We start from the raw sequence: 16,040 nt of genomic DNA, 5'->3' as shown, positions 1-16,040 counted from the left end.
TTCTTCATACTTTCTCAACACTTTTAGATTATGATAAAAGTGTAGGAAATCATTCTCAATTGATAAAGCGAAAAAAGGCTTATCTCGTTCACCTTTAAGGAGCATATGAATGAAAAATTATTTAGGCATCACGTTAAAAATCGGTCTATTGTTTAGCACAATCTTTATCGGGTTGTTTTTGATTCTGGCTTCCATATTGTACGGTGTATTTACGAATTTATTTGTTGACTACATTACGCAGGATTTGCAAGTTAGAGGGAATAATCACGCTAGAATCGTAGCCGAAAGCCCCAACAAGGAAACCATTGGACATGTAATCGAGATGGAAAAAGGTGCTTCGACGAGTGTACTAATAACAGATGTTGAACAGAAAGTGCTCGCATCATCGGAAACTCCTGACCAAGATATGGACAATCATTTGGTGGACAAAGGAAGTAAACAAACTGCCCGTGTTTTAGAAAGCGATTGGAGACAACACAAATACATTATTACGATATCCCCAATGAAAAATAACGCTGGCTATGTGTATATGTACTACCCATCTAAAATCTTAAGAGAAATTATTTATGTCATGAATGTTTTATTCATTGTCTCAGGTTTAGGTATCTTGTTACTGGCTTTTGGGCTTATTGGGCTTATTTCACAAAGATTGACGAAACCTCTTGTTATCATGAAAGAGGCAACAAATAAAATAGCATTAGGAAAATACAAGCAAGTAATTTCAGTTAAAGGAAATGATGAAATCGCACAACTTGGTAATTCGATACAGTTACTTGGGGAACAATTGCAGTATTTTGAAAACAGTAGAAATGAATTCTTAGCAGAAGTTTCTCATGAACTCCGTACGCCATTAACGTACATTAAGGGGTATAGCGATATTCTTGCAAAGGGTAAAGTTTCCAATAAAGAGGATCAAGAGAATTACTTGAACATAATTAATAAAGAAGCTAGTCGGCTTACTTTTCTAGTGAATGATCTTTTTGAAATGAGCAAGATTGAGGTAGGAAAATTTGAATTAAATAAAGAAGTAACCATGATTAATGAACTTATTGAAAAAGTGGTTTCAAACCTGATGCCTGCAGCAAGAAAAAAGGGGTTAGATATTAAAACTGACTACCAGGCTGATTTACCTGAGATTTCTGTGGACTTGGAAAGAATGGAGCAAGTTTTTTATAATCTTATTGAAAATGCGATTAAATATACCATTAAAGGTCAGATTACAGTTCGCTCTTATTTAAAAAGTGATTTTGTGATCATTGAAATTATAGACTCTGGTATCGGAATCCCTTCTGAAGAGTTACCTAAAATTTGGGAACGATTCTACCGTGTGGACCAATCTAGGACACGAAAAACAGGAGGGACTGGACTCGGCTTATATGTGGTCAAACAAATTATTGAATCACATCATGGCAATATAATTGGTAGCAGTAAGGAGAAAGAAGGATCGACATTTACTATTTTCCTTAAATTATAAGATAGATAATTTATATAAGTAGGGTGAGAAAATGAAAAGAATATTGATTGTTGACGATGAATTTGAAATGAGACAACTGTTACGACTATATTTGCAACAAGAAAACTATCTTCTAGAAGAAGCGGAGGATGGAAGAGAAGCTTATGATAAAATGTTGAAAAATGACTATGATTTAATGATTCTTGACGTCATGATGCCGTTGATGGATGGGTGGCAGACATTACAGCAAGTAAGGAAAATCTCTGATATACCCATTATGATGCTAACGGCTAAAGGCTCGATTCAGGATAAGGTACAGGGCTTATCAACAGGTGCCGATGATTACTTAGTTAAGCCTTTTGAGGAAGCTGAGCTAATGGCAAGGGTGCAAGCTTTATTACGTAGAACTCAGCACCATGATAGAAAAAATGATGAAGTGTTAAAATACAAAGGCATTATCTTGAACCTAACCTCACGTGTTGCCATCTATCAAGGAGAAGTATTAGACCTAACCCAAACTGAATTTGATCTTCTTCAAACATTCATAGTGCACCGCGGTAAAGTACTTTCAAGAGAACAGCTTGTGGAACTCATTTGGGGAATAGAATTTATGGGAGAAGAGCGGACGGTTGACTCGCATATTAAAAATCTACGGGAAAAATTACAAGAAGCTAAAATTGAGAAATCACTCGTCAAAACAGTGTGGGGTATTGGATATAAAGTGGAATAAGGTGAGCATATGAAAAAAACCGTATGGATGACGATATTAATGTTATTAGTAATAATCGGAATTTCATTTCTATTATTTGTAGTTAGGATGATTTGGTTTCCTCCAAGTTCGATGGGAATGATGATGGACCATAAAATGATGTTCCATCACATGTCTTTCTGGTTTGGCCAAATGTTTTGGCTTTTGTTAATTTTGTTGGGTATCATACTGTTGGTCTGGATGATGTATATGAAAAAAAGAAACAAATAAAATAGCATGTGGAAAGTGTAGATGGCATTGTAACAGCGGCCATCTACACTTTTTTAAAAAGATAAGATAGTATATAATTTTAGTTCCATAAATCCAGTGTTTAAGGTGTTTTAGACAAAAAAATGATTTATTAATAGTGTTGATTTCCGTTTCAACGCCCTTTCATGTTTCGAAGCTAGCGTAGCGATGCAGAAACAGGCGGACGCTTTCCACGGGGCGGGCGGAGAGCCTCCTCGGTCGCTAGCGCTCCACTGCGGGGTCTCACCTGTCCCGCTAATCCCGTAGGAGTCGCCGCCTTCCGCTTCAATCAATTAAGTGTTGGTGAGTAAGTAACCAACAAGAAAATCTATCAATAGCTTATTGCTAAGACACGAATGATTCTAAGTTAAGCTAGAGATAGAACCAACCTATAATCGTAGTTGCCATCTATATTAGTTGATTGAAACGCAGGTGCATGAGCACATGTTTTTGCAGTGACGAGGAGACTGAAGCCAAGCCTGCGAAAAGCGTCCACTGTAGGGTAAATAAACGGGTTTCTATGGTTACCCTTCTTAAAGGACCGGGCGTACACTTTCCCCGGTTTTTCTTAATAATCAATATGGTCTCCATACTTTCTTCATAGTTAACCTTTATAGTTAAGTTATAGGAACAACAACGAGTCAAACGAAAGGGGAGAAAGAAAATGGGCTATGGTATGGGTTATGGAATGGGAGGCGGAGTCTTAATGTGGATCGTATTATTGTTAATCATCGGTTTTGTAGTTTACTACTTCGCGAAAAACAAAAATGCCAATGGGTCAAATAGTTCTCAGCAAGTCCTGGGTCCAGACGCTATGGAAATTGCTAAAATCAGGCTTGCCAAAGGTGAAATATCGTCGGAAGAGTTTGAAGACATTAAAAAAAATATTTTATAAAAAGGAGAGAAAAATCAAAATGAGAAAAACAATCGTTACTGGAATACTAGCAGCAGCTCTTATCACAGCAGGTGGTACTGGTATGTATATGACATCAGCATCTGCAAACGAAAATTCAGGGAACTTAATGCAAAACCAGGGGATAGATATGGAACAAATGCATGACATGATGAACTCTGAAAACTTCGAGGAGATGCAAGAATTCATGGAAAATGGAAATGTGAATTTTGGTCAAATGAAGCGTTTTATGAAGGAAATGCACCCCGAATTAAGTGAATTAAGCAATAAGGAATTGCTAGAACTCTATAAAGGAATGCATGGAACTGCAGGTTCAGCTAACAGCCACAATTTTAAAGGTATGATGGGGAATTAAAGAGTATTGCACCATCAACTTGTTATGTAAAATAGATTATAATACGAATGGCGGCCGAAATTGTATTTTCGGCCGCTATTCATCGTAAAAAAACGTGCATTGGCTCAGCCACTGTACGTTTTTTTCTTTAGGCATACGTTGTAAAGGACACGTTTTTAATATATTTGAACAATAAAAATGTCCGTATGTTCCTATTTTAGCCGAGGTACTCAGGACTAAAAGTAGAATAAAAGTTTTATCCAAATAAAATTTATTTAGAAATAACTGGGTTTACAAAAACATTACTTCACCTTCATGGAGCATTAACACTACTAGTATATATTTGTCCTATCAAGGATTAGGAGGAATGTTGAATGTTCAATAAGAAATTCAAAAAGAAACTTATCCCTTTAGCTGTGATGTCGACTGTTGCATTTGCTAGTTTAGGAGGATCTATCTCTATGGCTGAAGCAAAAGAAAAAAAGGTGAATACGCCAGAAATTAAAAACGTCATCTTCTTGATTGGTGATGGAATGGGAGTTTCATATACAACTGCATATCGTTACCTACAAGACACGCCTGAAACGAAATTCGCAGATCGCACGGAGCTTGATAAATATCTTGTAGGTCTGCAAATGACGTATCCAGAAGACCCACTTCAGAACATAACAGACTCTGCTTCAGCTGCAACCGCAATGTCTGCTGGAATTAAAACATACAATAGTGCAATTGCTGTGGATAATGATGGTTCAGAAGTGAAAACGGTATTGGAAGCCGCGAAAGAACAAGGAAAAGCAACTGGACTTGTTGCCACATCTGAAATTACTCATGCAACTCCAGCATCATTTGGAGCACATGATGAAAGTCGACAAAACATGAATGCCATTGCGGATGATTATTATGATGAACTAGTTAATGGTGAACATAAAGTAGATGTCCTTCTTGGTGGAGGGACTGATTTATTTGATCGAAAAGATCGTAACCTTATTGAAGAATTCAAAAAGGATGGCTATAGCCATATAACAAGTAAGGATGAATTATTAAATGATACAAATAAACAAGTTCTGGGCCTATTTTCTGACCGTGGAATGCCAAAAATGATTGACCGTTCAGAGGAAACACCTTCTTTAGGTGACATGACCACTTCGGCTATTGATCGTTTAAATCAAGACAAGGATGGTTTCTTCTTAATGGTTGAAGGAAGCCAAATTGACTGGGCTGGGCATGACAATGACATCGTTTCTGCGATGAGTGAAATGGAAGACTTTGATAAAGCATTTAAAGCAGCAATTGAATTTGCGAAAAAGGACAAGCATACATTAGTTGTCGCAACTGCTGATCACTCCACAGGTGGTTATTCAATCGGTTCAGATGGCATTTATAACTGGTTTGGTGAGCCCATTAAAGCAGCCAAACGTACACCTGATTTCATGGCAAAAGAAATCGTAAATGGTGAAAGTGTAGAAGAAACACTGAAAAAATATATTGATCTTGATTTGACTACTGAGGAGATTCAATCTGTGAAGGATGTATCTACTAAGAAAGCAGTAGATATTGATAATGCGATAGAAAAAATATTTGATAGCCGATCAAACACAGGCTGGACTACTAGTGGTCATACTGGCGAGGACGTTCCTGTATATGCCTTCGGACCTGGTGCAGAGCGTTTTGCAGGACAAATTGACAATACAGACAACGCAAAAATTATTTTTGATATCTTGAAAAAAGGAAAAAATAAAACACAAATTGATGATAAATAAACTTTTTCTTGCCACATGATTAATATAGATAGAAGGATCTGACTGTTACATAAAAAGTCAGTCCTTCTTTTTTAAAATGAATGCATAGTAGGAGGGTTACTTTTGAAAAAACATATTGCCCTATTGGTTTTATTAACTCTAGTCATATCAGGTTGTTCCAATAATACCGTAGCCTCTGTAAAAGAAAAACCAGCAAATATTGATTATTTGAATGACTACAATTCAAATCCACAGGTCCCAGACGATCGAACACTACTAGAAGTTGATCAAACCGTGTCAGATGAAAAAGGTGAAGCTACGTTAAAGGCCATTAATCAAGTGAATAAGACGTATGAAGATGGTCCAATAAAACTCACAGTCAAAGACATGAAAATAATCCATCTAAGACCAGACTACAGTTTGATTGATTATTTCCATGTGTTAACACAAGAAGAGGATTTTAATTTTGTAAAAGTATTTGTAGAGATTGAGAATAAGTACCCAGAAAAAGTGAATTTCGCACCAATAGCTCTTATTGAAACCAGCACAGGCGAAAAATTTAATTGGGAAAGTGATATTTATCTTGAAGATTTAAACGGAGAAATAGAAGGCAATGAAACAAAAAAAGGGAATATAGGGTTTATTGTAGAGTCTTCAAATGATCTTGAATGGATTGAAATAACAACAAGTGATGTGTTTGATAAAGACGAAGAGAAAATCATCGAATCACAAAAAATAAAAATTAAATTTTAATAATGTTGTAGCGGCCGAAATTGTATCTTCGGCCGCTATTGTTCGTAAACGAGGCGCATCATCTTTTGTATCAAATTCTTATGAATCTGCAAGTGCAAGGTTTCCTCTGCGATGAGTAACTGGAGTTACCAGCATAAAAATAATGAGAGGTGGCCATTGCCACCTCTCATTATTTTTTTCTTTAGGTTATGGTGCACCAGGTATGCGGTCTTCTTCGTCCCAGAAATCTGATTTATTTAGTTTAGGACTCTTTAGTTCATATAACCTTAAAAATATTCAATATTGAGACAATGTAGTAGGCGACCTAGGATAGGCTAAGTGTTACTTTAATTTGCAAAGTAATCCTCTCATCAACTATACAATCTAAAAAAGTTCTCCTCTTGTGAAAAAAATGTTCAAATTAATTTCGATGCAAAAATAATTTCAAACCTCAACTCGCTCAACGCCTCACTAGTACAATCAACTAAACGAATTGCCGCCTTTACTTTTGTAAAATAAAATAAATTCTGATAATTCAATTGACTTACATAAATCATCCGGTAAAATAATATAATATACAACATGTTATGTTTCGTCACATAGAATAAACAGAAAACATAACATGATACAAAAGGGAGGAATTATTTATGGAAGATGTCATGTTTTTAATGAATAGTTTATGGACAATGGTTGCTGCAATTCTAGTTATTTTTATGATTGGTGGATTTATCTTACTTGAAGCTGGTTCAACACGAATGAAAAATGCAGGACACGTTGCTGGGAAAACCATTTTCACATTTGGTTTAGCATCGTTAGTGTTCTGGGCAGTTGGTTACGGATTTATCTTTGGTAGTGATGCGAATTTCTTCGTAGGTATGTCAGACTTTTTCTACTCTGGAAAGTTAGCATTGGATGCGGCTGTCGATACATCTGTATTTTTTGTTTTCCAATTAGCATTCGCAGGGATTGCAGTAACAATCGCTCTTGGTGGATTTGCAGAGCGCGCAAAATTTTCTGCATATGTGATCTTCACTATTCTATTCGGGATTATCGTTTACCCCGTTATTGCTCACTGGATATGGGGCGGTGGTTGGTTAGCTGAACATGGCAAACAAGACTTTGCTGGATCCACTGTAGTTCATTTAACTGGCGCAATGGCAGCACTTGCTGCAACCATGTTGCTTAAACCGAGAATTGGGAGATTTAATAAAGATGGTTCATCGAATAATCTTGCTGGTCATAACCAAGTGTATACAGCGTTGGGTGTTTTAATCCTTTGGGTTGGTTGGTTCGGATTTAACGCAGGTAGTACAGTGTCAGTAGATGCTGCATTCTTCGGATTTGTGGCTTTAAATACAGCTCTTGCTGCAGCTGCAGGTGTTGTAGCTGCAACATTAATCTCTTGGGTTGCATTAGGGAAACCAGATATTCCGACTGTTTTAAATGGTGCATTAGCAGGTTTAGTTGCCATTACAGCATCTTGTGCATTCGTAGATGTTTGGGCATCTGTTGTCATTGGTTTCATCGCAGGAATACTAGTATTCTATAGTGCTAGATTCTTTGAAAAGAAAAAAATAGATGATCCAATCTACGCTTTATCCGTACACGGGGCTGCAGGGGTTTGGGGAACTTTATCAACAGGATTCTTTACTACACCAGAACTGGCGTCAGTTGGGAAACCTGGATTATTTTATGGCGGTGGATTCGATCAATTAGGCGTACAACTAATGGGTGTTGTCGCTTGTGGTTTATTTGCTTTCGTTGTATCCTATGCTATCTTGTTCATTATGAAAAAAGTAATGGGCGGCATTCGTGTTACTGAAGAAGAAGAAATCATGGGGTTAGATATGAGCGAACACGGAAGCTATGGCTATCCTGAACAAATGATTGTAGAAGATTCAAAAATCTAACTAAAAAAAATTAAAACTCAATAAATAGTCAAAAGCCTCTTCATAAGGAGGCTTTTTGCTTAAAAGGAAGTGTAATCTTGGAAACGTATGAATCTATTAGAGAATGGAAGGATCAACATATAACCGCCTTCCTAGATGACACCGTTTCTCTCAATCATTTTCATGATCAAGCAATGCACAAAGTAATGGCAGTCGCCAAAAGTAAAATGAAAAAAGACAATCCTCCCTGCTATTTTACATGGTTTATTACAGGGAGCGGCGGACGATTTGAACAAGGTTTTATCAGTGACCAAGATCATGGCATCGTTTATGAAATATCAAATGAAGTAAATGATGCTTATTTTAAAGAGTTAGGTGAAGAAGTTTCGTACGGACTTCATATTACTGGCTACCCATATTGTAAAGGAAAAATCATGAGCTCAAATCCAATATGGTGTAAGTCATTGCATGATTGGCAAACACAGCTTCAAGAGTGGATGGAAAATGAAAGCTGGGAATCCATCAGGCACCTTCACATTTTTTATGATGCAAGAGCTCTATATGGGAATATCGGCTATATCCATCAATTAAAATCCTTTATTTATGACTATCAATTAGTACATCCATCCCTTCTGGATCGTTGTATTGCAAATGTCATGCATGTTAAAAATGTTATTGGACCAATTGGGCAAATATTAGTGGAACGCTATGGTATTTATCAAGGATGTGTGGACTTGAAATATGCCGCCTTTTTGCCATATGTAAATGCCATTCGGTTACTTTCTATTAAAGAGGGTATTTATGAAACCTCAACATTGGTCCGAATGAGCCAATTAATTCAGCTAAATGGTTATGAAAAAGTACTGCTAAATTGTGAAAAAAATTTCTCGGACTTATTAAAATATCGCTTGTCATTAGTTCGAGGTGAAACATATCCAGATACACATTATTTAAATATAGAAAAATTATCGAAAAATGAACGAAAAGAAATTAAACGAATTTTAAAAGATGGCAAAAGGTTACATGATGAAGTGATCGCTTTAACTTTATCCTCAAATAAATAAAGGAGTATCCTTCGCGTGTCGCAGCTTTTGAAAGGTGTTAATCGTGCTTGCATAATTCAAAATCTGGACGTAAATATGCTGAGGTGTATTTGCGTGAAAAGGGTGTAAGTGATGGCATTTGAACCATTTATGCAAATATTACGAGGTCTTCAAGGAAAACGAACGAACGCCAGTATTGGCGATATTCAAAACTCACAACAAATGGCATTTTTACGAAATCTCCAAAAAGAAATGAATCAGGAGGATAAACTGAGCATTTCATTACAAGAGCTAAATGTCGTAGTGTTCGATATAGAAACAACAGGCTTTTCTCCAGAAAAAGGGGATAGCATACTTTCTATTGGTGCAACAAAAATGTGTGGAACAACAATCCTAGAAGAGAAAACTTTTTATTCTCTAGTCCACTATGACCAAGAGATTCCACTGGAAATTGTACAATTAACTGGTATCACAAATGAGCAAGTAAAAGAAGCACAGCAATTAGCTGATGTTTTTATTAAATTTATCAAGTTTATCCAAGACTGCACACTTGTCGCACATCACGCTACCCATGAAAGAAATTTCATGCAACATGCCAGTTCTAAATTGTTTCGAACGCCATTCAAGCACCGCATTGTAGATACGTCTTTCCTCTTTAAAGTAGTCGAGCCCAAAATGAATTTTGTCACATTAGAAGATCTCTGCACACATAACGGCATCCCTATTATCGATCGTCATCACGCACTAGGTGATGCCAAAATGACCGCAAAACTTTGGAGTATGTATGTAGATAAAGCTAAACAAATAGGCTGCGAAACTTTAAATGATGTTTATAGTCGATATGCAAGAATATAACTTGTGAACAAGGATGGCAGGGGAGAGAAAGACGAAAACCAGTCACAGGATTGTCTGCAGAAAAAGAAACGAGCAATGGCCTTGGCCATCGCTCGTTTCTTTTTGTCCTATAAATTATGTTACGTCCAAAAAAGATACGGAACTTGATCGATTCATTCAAGAATTACTTAAGTTATTTAGCGGTCGTATTATATAGAAGAAACTCTTATTTCGATAAATAATCAATCATGCCTAAAGCGCTGACCTGCATATCCAATTCAATAATTTTATACACATCATGGTTGTCTTTTATACCCAATTCTCTAAGATGGTTTGTTATCAAGCTTATTAGCCTGTTCGCAAGTTCATCTGCGCCTTTTCCTTCGCCAACAACCGCCTGTGCCTCTATCAGGAATACTTTCAACCATTCAGCTACTTGTTGTAGAGCGTCGTTAGGATTTTTAGTCATTCCGTAATGCCCATAATAAATAGCAGTCAGGTTCATACCGAGCATATGGTCAATTGCATGTTGCATCGCCTGTGGATCAAATTGGTTCGGTGAAGTAGATGGAAGAAACAAATTCACACCATCACGAACTAGCTGATCATAAAGGATACCTACCGTATCTCCAGTAAATATGCCGTTGCTGACGGGATCATAAATACTGAAGTGATGTTTCGCATGACCCGGCGTATCTAAAAACTGCAAGGTACATGTCGGACTAATTTCTAACACATCACCTTCATCTTTAACAAGCAGCCGCTCTTGCGGTATTGGAACAATTGGATCGAATAAATCAAAAAATTTATCGCCGTAGACCATTTGTGCGCCAGCTATTAATCTCGTAGGGTCAGCCAAATGCCTTGCACCTTTCGTATGTACGACAACTTTGGCATTCGGACAATCTTGAAGAAGTAATCCTGCGCCTCCTGCGTGATCAAGGTGAACATGTGTGACAATGATGTATTTCACTTCATCCAGCGAAAATCCTAACGCTTCCAAGCCTTTTTTGACATGTTGAACAGAAGGACTCGGACCAGATTCAACAATGGTCAGTTGTTCTTCGTTGATTACATATGTGCCAGTCCGTTCGGCCCAGCCTAAATCAAATCCATCAATTAAGTGGATTCTTTCGTTCAATTGAACAGGGTGTTTACTTTTCAATATAAAACCTCCTTAGAATATAGTACCGTCTAGCAATCTCATTAAATATTTTCATGTATTCAGAAAACTCTCCTTAAGTGTAATTCAACTGGGTCAATCTTACAAATTGAATGAGCTGTAACTTTTTTTTCATAGGCATTAAATTCTTTTCGTTATGTAGAATACAGGTTATGGTCTGAATTACCTTTTCTTTTCTCAATAAACAGCGGTACTATTTTCCTGTATATTAAAACTTTAGTATATTGCTGAATTGTAGATTATATGTGACAATATAATTGATTGTGAATTCAATTAAATTTAGAATTATTTTAAGGGGTAAAACAGTGAAAATTCACACTAAATATATTCAAATGATACCGTTTATATATATAATTATTGGTATAATTTGGATTATGGTTACAGATTACTTATTAAGCATGTCTAACTATTCTGATGAACAAATCCACTTCTTGGAAACATTCAAAGGTTTGTTATTCATTTTCTTTACAGCTATTCTTTTCTTTATTTTTATAAGAAATTTAAGAGATTCAAAACTAATAGAAGAAGAAAAAGAAAAGCTAACTTTATTAATTGATACAATGCCCGATTGTGTTTCATTTAAAGATGGAGAAGGAAAGTGGCTCCAAATTAATAAATTTGGTGCTCAGTTATTTGAACTAGAAGGCATCGATTGCAAAGGTAAAACGGACAGAGATCTGGCGCAATATACAGATTTTTATCACGATGCTTTAATTTACTGTATACAGACAGACGAAGATGCGTGGAAGGCAGGAAAGGCAACTCGCTGTGAAGAATTAGTCCCTACAAGAGATGGCTCATTCAAAACTTTCGATTCATATAAAGTTCCTATTTTTAATGATGATGGTTCTAGAAAAGGTTTGGTAGTAATCGGGAGAGATATTACCGCGTTAAAAGAATCAGAGAGTTTGTTAAGAGAGTCTGAAAAAATGGCTGTTTTAGGCGTACTTGCTGCAGGTGTTGCACACGAAATTCGAAATCCGCTGACAACGATTAAAGGCTTTATGCAAATGAGCCAAGAGAAAACAATTAAACTGGATGATCATGTTGACGTATTAGTTGATGAAATTGATCGCATTAATAGCATTGTGAACGAACTACTACTAATTGCAAAACCAACAGATGTTATTTTTTCTGACCAAAACATGAATACAATCGTGAGAGAAGTCGTTCAATTGTTATCGTTAGAAGCGTCGCGACAAAGCACTCAAATAAACGTGATTGAACTAGATCAATTTAATACGTATTGTAATGATAGTAAACTAAAGCAAGTGTTTATCAATATCATAAAAAACGCTCTGGATGCAATTTCTACAAAGGGTGAAATTACTATTACACTATATGATAAAAACGAGGACTATGTAGCTGTTAAATTTGAGGATAATGGGTGCGGAATTGAAGAGTCCCAGCTAAAACATATTGGTGAACCTTTTTATAGCTTAAAAGATAATGGAATTGGCTTAGGAATGACTGTCACCTTAAGCATTATAGAAGCACATAAAGGGTCTATACATATCACAAGTGAAATAGATGAAGGAACTTGCGTTGAAGTATGGTTACCAAAGTCTAAATAGTAATCTTGTACATCTATTAGGAAGATATAAGTAGTGGGAGGAATTTGTTCATGCGTGCTGAGGATTCAACAGGAATTCAACAAACGACCAAATATTCAACAGCAGTTATGGAAGCTGTTAGATTAAGCCTTTTTGTGGAAAGTAACTCAACTCAATTAGATCAGTTGATTGATACTATGACAAAAGTAGAGGTAATGGATAGTTACCTAGACTCATTTGGTCATAAGGTAAAGGGCAAAGAAGTACGTGAAGTTGTAAAAAAAGTTTTTTGCGCTGATTTGAATTACATCTCAGAAAAAAATTACGGCAGCAAACTGTCTATTTACCCTATTTCTGTCATGCAGAGCCTTCGTATTTCATTAAACGTTGATCCTGATTCTACTGAAATGGATACTCAAATAATGGCTATGACAAAAAATGAAGTCATGGATCGTGCAATTGAAGCTCATAATTATTCTCTTACTGGAGAGGATACTAGAGTAGTAATCAATCAAATATTCGGTGTGAATTTAGATGGGATTTCTGGATTAGAACATGTAAGAATTTCTATTTATTCTAAAGGACAATGGATTTTACAAGGTGACACTGATCTGTTCATTGTTTCTTCAAACCTTGATGATGTAGAGCTATATTTAGCAACTACAGCGTATTTCAAAGAAATTACGGGTTCAAATCAGTTTCCAGATTCTTTAAAACAAACAGTAATGAGTTTTGGGTTTACTTATAACGCGGACGTAGATCATTTCATTTATAGAAATCCAACCAATGAATCTGTACCAGATGCTCTTAAAGGCCAGGTTTTGGGAAGTGTAGTAGGAACGATTCATGAACTAATAGAAATTTATTCGTTATAAGGAAAGAGAAGTGCGAGGTGACAAAAGTCTCCTTGCACTTCTCTTTTTCCTATAGCAGTTAACATGCAAGATGAGCAGAGCCTAGTTACATCACTTTTCAATTGAATAACAAAGTCTTCCACACTATAACGCATCAAAAAGATCCGTTTGATTTGTCCTTCAGTAAGACTTAAGAAACCAATTAAACATAAATTGGACAAATGGATTAATTTTTTTATGTAATATTTTGCATAAAGTAAACAAATTTTGTTATGGGGAGATTATAATGAGGGAGTAGGTATATATACCAAAAGATTTTTGCATTTTCAATTCTCCTCATAGTAGTATAAAGAAACGGGAATCATATTTTATTATTGAGTTATAGGAGAGAGTATAATGAATGAGTTTCCACAAGTCATACAATCCATGTTAGATGCATTAGAAGATCATATTGCCATAATTGACCTTAAGGGCTACATACAATATACGAACCAAGCATGGAAACAGTTTTCGTTAGAAAACGATGGGGACTTAAATACTACCTCAGTTGGTGTGAATTATTTAGAATTCCTGGATGATCAGTTCATCCTAGAACGTAATGGAATTAAAGATGTTTTAAACAGTAAGAGACATGAGTTTTCGACTATTTATTCTTGTCATGGACCCTACAATGAACGGTTTTTTCGCATGAATGTTGAAAAATGTTTATTACTAAATGGACATCAGGGCGCATTTATTCGTCATCGAAATGTAACAAAAGAAGTTCAGTCGGATGAAGTTGTTGCGGATGTGTTGGAAAGTATGACAGATGCCTTTATGTCATTAAACGAGAACTGGCAGATTACTCATCTGAATGGTATAGCGCAACGTGTATTAAATATTAACGCTGAGGAAGTAATTGGGAAAAATATATTTGAAATTTATCCTGAAGCTGTTAATTCTGAGTTTCATATGCACTATACAAAGACCATGAAGGAAAAAGTATACATATCTTTTGAAGCTTATTTCGATACACTAACTAGTTGGTTTGAAATACATTCCTACCCGAGGGTTGATGGTGGTGTATCCATCTACTTCAAAAATATTAACTTGAAGAAAGAATCGGAAATGCAAAAAGAGGCATATGAAAATACGGACCGTCTAACGTTATTACCGAATCGAAAAGCGATTTCCGAAAAGATAGAAGAGCTAATTGAGAGTGAAACTGGTTTTTCAACCATGTATTTAGATATCAATGGGTTTAAAAATATTAATGATTTATATGGACATCAAATGGGCGATGAGCTGTTAATTCATTTAGCGGAACGCCTAAACACACTTTTACTACCATATGGGGAACTTTCTCATCTTGGTGGTGATGATTTTCTTATTGTAGTCAAAGAAACAGATCGGGATATAATTGAACAGATTGTTGAAGATATTGTCAATCATCTGAAGAACCCTATTGAAATTAATATGAACCATGAATTTACCGTGGCAGTCAGTATAGGCATTAGCCAATTCCCTCTTGATGGGCTTAATTGTAATCAAATGCTCAGCGCTACAGAAACGGCGATGTATTATTCAAAACAATCGAGTGAACGGGATTTTTGTTTTTACGAAGTAAATATGACAGAAGAATTATCGAAAAGATTGACGATAGAACAATCTTTGCAAGGTGATCTCTCAAAAGAAGGCATTTATTTTGTTTTACAACCTCAAATAAGTGGAATAACCAATGAAATGTATAGTTTTGAAGTGTTGAGTCGCTGGAATCATTCTAAACTTGGGATGTTATCTCCACTTTACTTTATTGAAATTGTTGAGGAAAGCGGGACTATGCTGAAATTAACACGCTATTTAATGGAGGAAGTTTTTTCAACCGTGTCAAATTGGATTAATAATTTTGGTTTCGATAAACGAGTATCCATTAATGTGACTTCGTCAATATTATCAAAAGAGTTATTTTTTGATGACTTATATAAGCTCTTAGCAAAATACCAAATTCCATATAACTTAGTAGAACTGGAAATAACAGAAGACACACGTTTAGTCACTTCTGCCTTAATGTTAAAACACATAAATAAATGTCGAGAAAAAGGAATTCGTATAGCGCTTGATGATTTTGGCACAGGTTTTTCTATGTTTTCTTCTTTAACTAATTTTCCAATTGATAAAATAAAAATTGATCGCTATTTTATTCAGCGTATTGGCAATGATCCACAGTCAGAAGCGGTGTTAAAATCCATCATACATTTATCAAATAGCTTACAATGTGATTTAGTTGCAGAAGGTGTGGAAAATGACCATGAAATTACTTTCTTAATGGAACATGGCTGCAACTTCTTTCAAGGCTATTATTTTGAGAAACCCATCTCAATTAAGGACTTTCAACAGAAATATATTGAAAATAGAAGTAAGTAAAACCTTTCACATTAGTGTGAAGGGTTTTTTGTGACTTAAGAAAGTAGATAAAAAATGTACCAAGAACCCGGTGTTCCTGGTGTTTTTAGTATATGGAAATTAACATTCTAAAA

15 protein-coding genes are annotated in these 16,040 nt (G+C 35.8%); 13 read left to right on the top strand and 2 right to left on the bottom strand.

All coding sequences use genetic code 11. The features are described from left to right. Positions 1-109: 109 nt before the first annotated feature. The 7 genes from C406_RS0110640 (at position 110) to C406_RS0110610 (ending at position 6,189) form a co-directional block, all read left to right on the top strand. On the top strand, positions 110-1,474 hold the full coding sequence (locus tag C406_RS0110640) for a sensor histidine kinase (protein ID WP_017380606.1): 1,365 nt from the start codon (positions 110-112) through the stop codon (positions 1,472-1,474). 31 nt (positions 1,475-1,505) lie between these two features. Next, positions 1,506-2,183: a response regulator transcription factor gene (locus tag C406_RS0110635; RefSeq protein ID WP_017380605.1), complete on the top strand. Its 678-nt coding sequence runs from the start codon at positions 1,506-1,508 to the stop codon at positions 2,181-2,183. 9 nt (positions 2,184-2,192) lie between these two features. Then, entirely contained in the window at positions 2,193-2,432 is a 240-nt protein-coding gene (locus C406_RS0110630; protein WP_017380604.1) for a hypothetical protein, read from the top strand. A gap of 682 nt (positions 2,433-3,114) precedes the next feature. Continuing rightward, entirely contained in the window at positions 3,115-3,345 is a 231-nt protein-coding gene (locus C406_RS0110625; RefSeq protein ID WP_017380603.1) for an SHOCT domain-containing protein, read from the top strand. Between the two features lie 19 nt (positions 3,346-3,364). Continuing rightward, complete coding sequence (locus C406_RS0110620) at positions 3,365-3,718, top strand: hypothetical protein (protein ID WP_017380602.1); 354 nt, start codon at positions 3,365-3,367, stop codon at positions 3,716-3,718. Positions 3,719-4,071: 353 nt separating this feature from the next. Beyond that, the gene (locus tag C406_RS0110615; RefSeq protein ID WP_017380601.1) at positions 4,072-5,457 is read left to right on the top strand and encodes an alkaline phosphatase; all 1,386 of its coding nucleotides are present in this window, start codon (positions 4,072-4,074) and stop codon (positions 5,455-5,457) included. 102 nt (positions 5,458-5,559) lie between these two features. Next, the gene (locus C406_RS0110610) at positions 5,560-6,189 is read left to right on the top strand and encodes a hypothetical protein (protein WP_017380600.1); all 630 of its coding nucleotides are present in this window, start codon (positions 5,560-5,562) and stop codon (positions 6,187-6,189) included. Positions 6,190-6,584: 395 nt separating this feature from the next. Here the strand turns inward: C406_RS0110610 and C406_RS20745 are convergent, their stop codons facing one another. After that, positions 6,585-6,767, bottom strand: coding sequence for a hypothetical protein (locus C406_RS20745; protein ID WP_192812598.1), 183 nt, complete (start codon positions 6,765-6,767; stop codon positions 6,585-6,587). A 48-nt stretch (positions 6,768-6,815) separates the two neighbouring features. On the opposite strand from C406_RS20745, the gene C406_RS0110605 reads away from it, so the two are divergent. From C406_RS0110605 to C406_RS0110595, 3 genes are all read left to right on the top strand, one after another. Continuing rightward, positions 6,816-8,078 (top strand): ammonium transporter, encoded by a 1,263-nt coding sequence (locus C406_RS0110605; RefSeq protein ID WP_017380599.1) that lies wholly within the window; start codon positions 6,816-6,818, stop codon positions 8,076-8,078. A gap of 77 nt (positions 8,079-8,155) precedes the next feature. Then, on the top strand, positions 8,156-9,121 hold the full coding sequence (locus C406_RS0110600; RefSeq protein ID WP_017380598.1) for a DUF294 nucleotidyltransferase-like domain-containing protein: 966 nt from the start codon (positions 8,156-8,158) through the stop codon (positions 9,119-9,121). A 111-nt stretch (positions 9,122-9,232) separates the two neighbouring features. Next, positions 9,233-9,955, top strand: a complete 723-nt coding sequence (locus tag C406_RS0110595) for an exonuclease domain-containing protein (RefSeq protein ID WP_017380597.1) — start codon at positions 9,233-9,235, stop codon at positions 9,953-9,955. Between the two features lie 205 nt (positions 9,956-10,160). Here the strand turns inward: C406_RS0110595 and C406_RS0110590 are convergent, their stop codons facing one another. After that, positions 10,161-11,099 (bottom strand): MBL fold metallo-hydrolase, encoded by a 939-nt coding sequence (locus C406_RS0110590; RefSeq protein ID WP_017380596.1) that lies wholly within the window; start codon positions 11,097-11,099, stop codon positions 10,161-10,163. A 323-nt stretch (positions 11,100-11,422) separates the two neighbouring features. Between C406_RS0110590 and C406_RS0110585 the strand changes: the two genes are divergently transcribed. The 3 genes from C406_RS0110585 to C406_RS0110575 all read left to right on the top strand — a co-directional run bounded on the left by C406_RS0110585 (position 11,423) and on the right by C406_RS0110575 (position 15,927). Further along, positions 11,423-12,691, top strand: a complete 1,269-nt coding sequence (locus tag C406_RS0110585) for an ATP-binding protein (RefSeq protein ID WP_017380595.1) — start codon at positions 11,423-11,425, stop codon at positions 12,689-12,691. A gap of 50 nt (positions 12,692-12,741) precedes the next feature. Then, the gene (locus C406_RS0110580) at positions 12,742-13,545 is read left to right on the top strand and encodes a hypothetical protein (RefSeq protein WP_017380594.1); all 804 of its coding nucleotides are present in this window, start codon (positions 12,742-12,744) and stop codon (positions 13,543-13,545) included. A gap of 375 nt (positions 13,546-13,920) precedes the next feature. Further along, positions 13,921-15,927: an EAL domain-containing protein gene (locus C406_RS0110575; protein ID WP_017380593.1), complete on the top strand. Its 2,007-nt coding sequence runs from the start codon at positions 13,921-13,923 to the stop codon at positions 15,925-15,927. Positions 15,928-16,040: the final 113 nt, after the last annotated feature.

It is taken from the genome of Paenisporosarcina sp. TG-14 (assembly GCF_000297555.1).
Taxonomy (GTDB): domain Bacteria; phylum Bacillota; class Bacilli; order Bacillales_A; family Planococcaceae; genus Paenisporosarcina; species Paenisporosarcina antarctica.
The sequence above is the reverse complement of the archived record's forward strand: the minus strand, read 5'-3'. Positions and strand labels throughout refer to the sequence as shown.

What these genes read in the sequence shown, in the direction of transcription:
- C406_RS0110595 (WP_017380597.1), top strand. Translation starts at nt 9,233, where the DNA reads ATGGCATTTGAACCATTTATGCAAATATTACGAGGTCTTCAAGGAAAA.
- C406_RS0110640 (WP_017380606.1), top strand. Translation starts at nt 110, where the DNA reads ATGAAAAATTATTTAGGCATCACGTTAAAAATCGGTCTATTGTTTAGC.
- C406_RS0110635 (WP_017380605.1), top strand. Translation starts at nt 1,506, where the DNA reads ATGAAAAGAATATTGATTGTTGACGATGAATTTGAAATGAGACAACTG.
- C406_RS0110615 (WP_017380601.1), top strand. Translation starts at nt 4,072, where the DNA reads ATGTTCAATAAGAAATTCAAAAAGAAACTTATCCCTTTAGCTGTGATG.
- C406_RS0110625 (WP_017380603.1), top strand. Translation starts at nt 3,115, where the DNA reads ATGGGCTATGGTATGGGTTATGGAATGGGAGGCGGAGTCTTAATGTGG.
- C406_RS0110580 (WP_017380594.1), top strand. Translation starts at nt 12,742, where the DNA reads ATGCGTGCTGAGGATTCAACAGGAATTCAACAAACGACCAAATATTCA.
- C406_RS0110605 (WP_017380599.1), top strand. Translation starts at nt 6,816, where the DNA reads ATGGAAGATGTCATGTTTTTAATGAATAGTTTATGGACAATGGTTGCT.
- C406_RS0110630 (WP_017380604.1), top strand. Translation starts at nt 2,193, where the DNA reads ATGAAAAAAACCGTATGGATGACGATATTAATGTTATTAGTAATAATC.
- C406_RS0110575 (WP_017380593.1), top strand. Translation starts at nt 13,921, where the DNA reads ATGAATGAGTTTCCACAAGTCATACAATCCATGTTAGATGCATTAGAA.
- C406_RS0110620 (WP_017380602.1), top strand. Translation starts at nt 3,365, where the DNA reads ATGAGAAAAACAATCGTTACTGGAATACTAGCAGCAGCTCTTATCACA.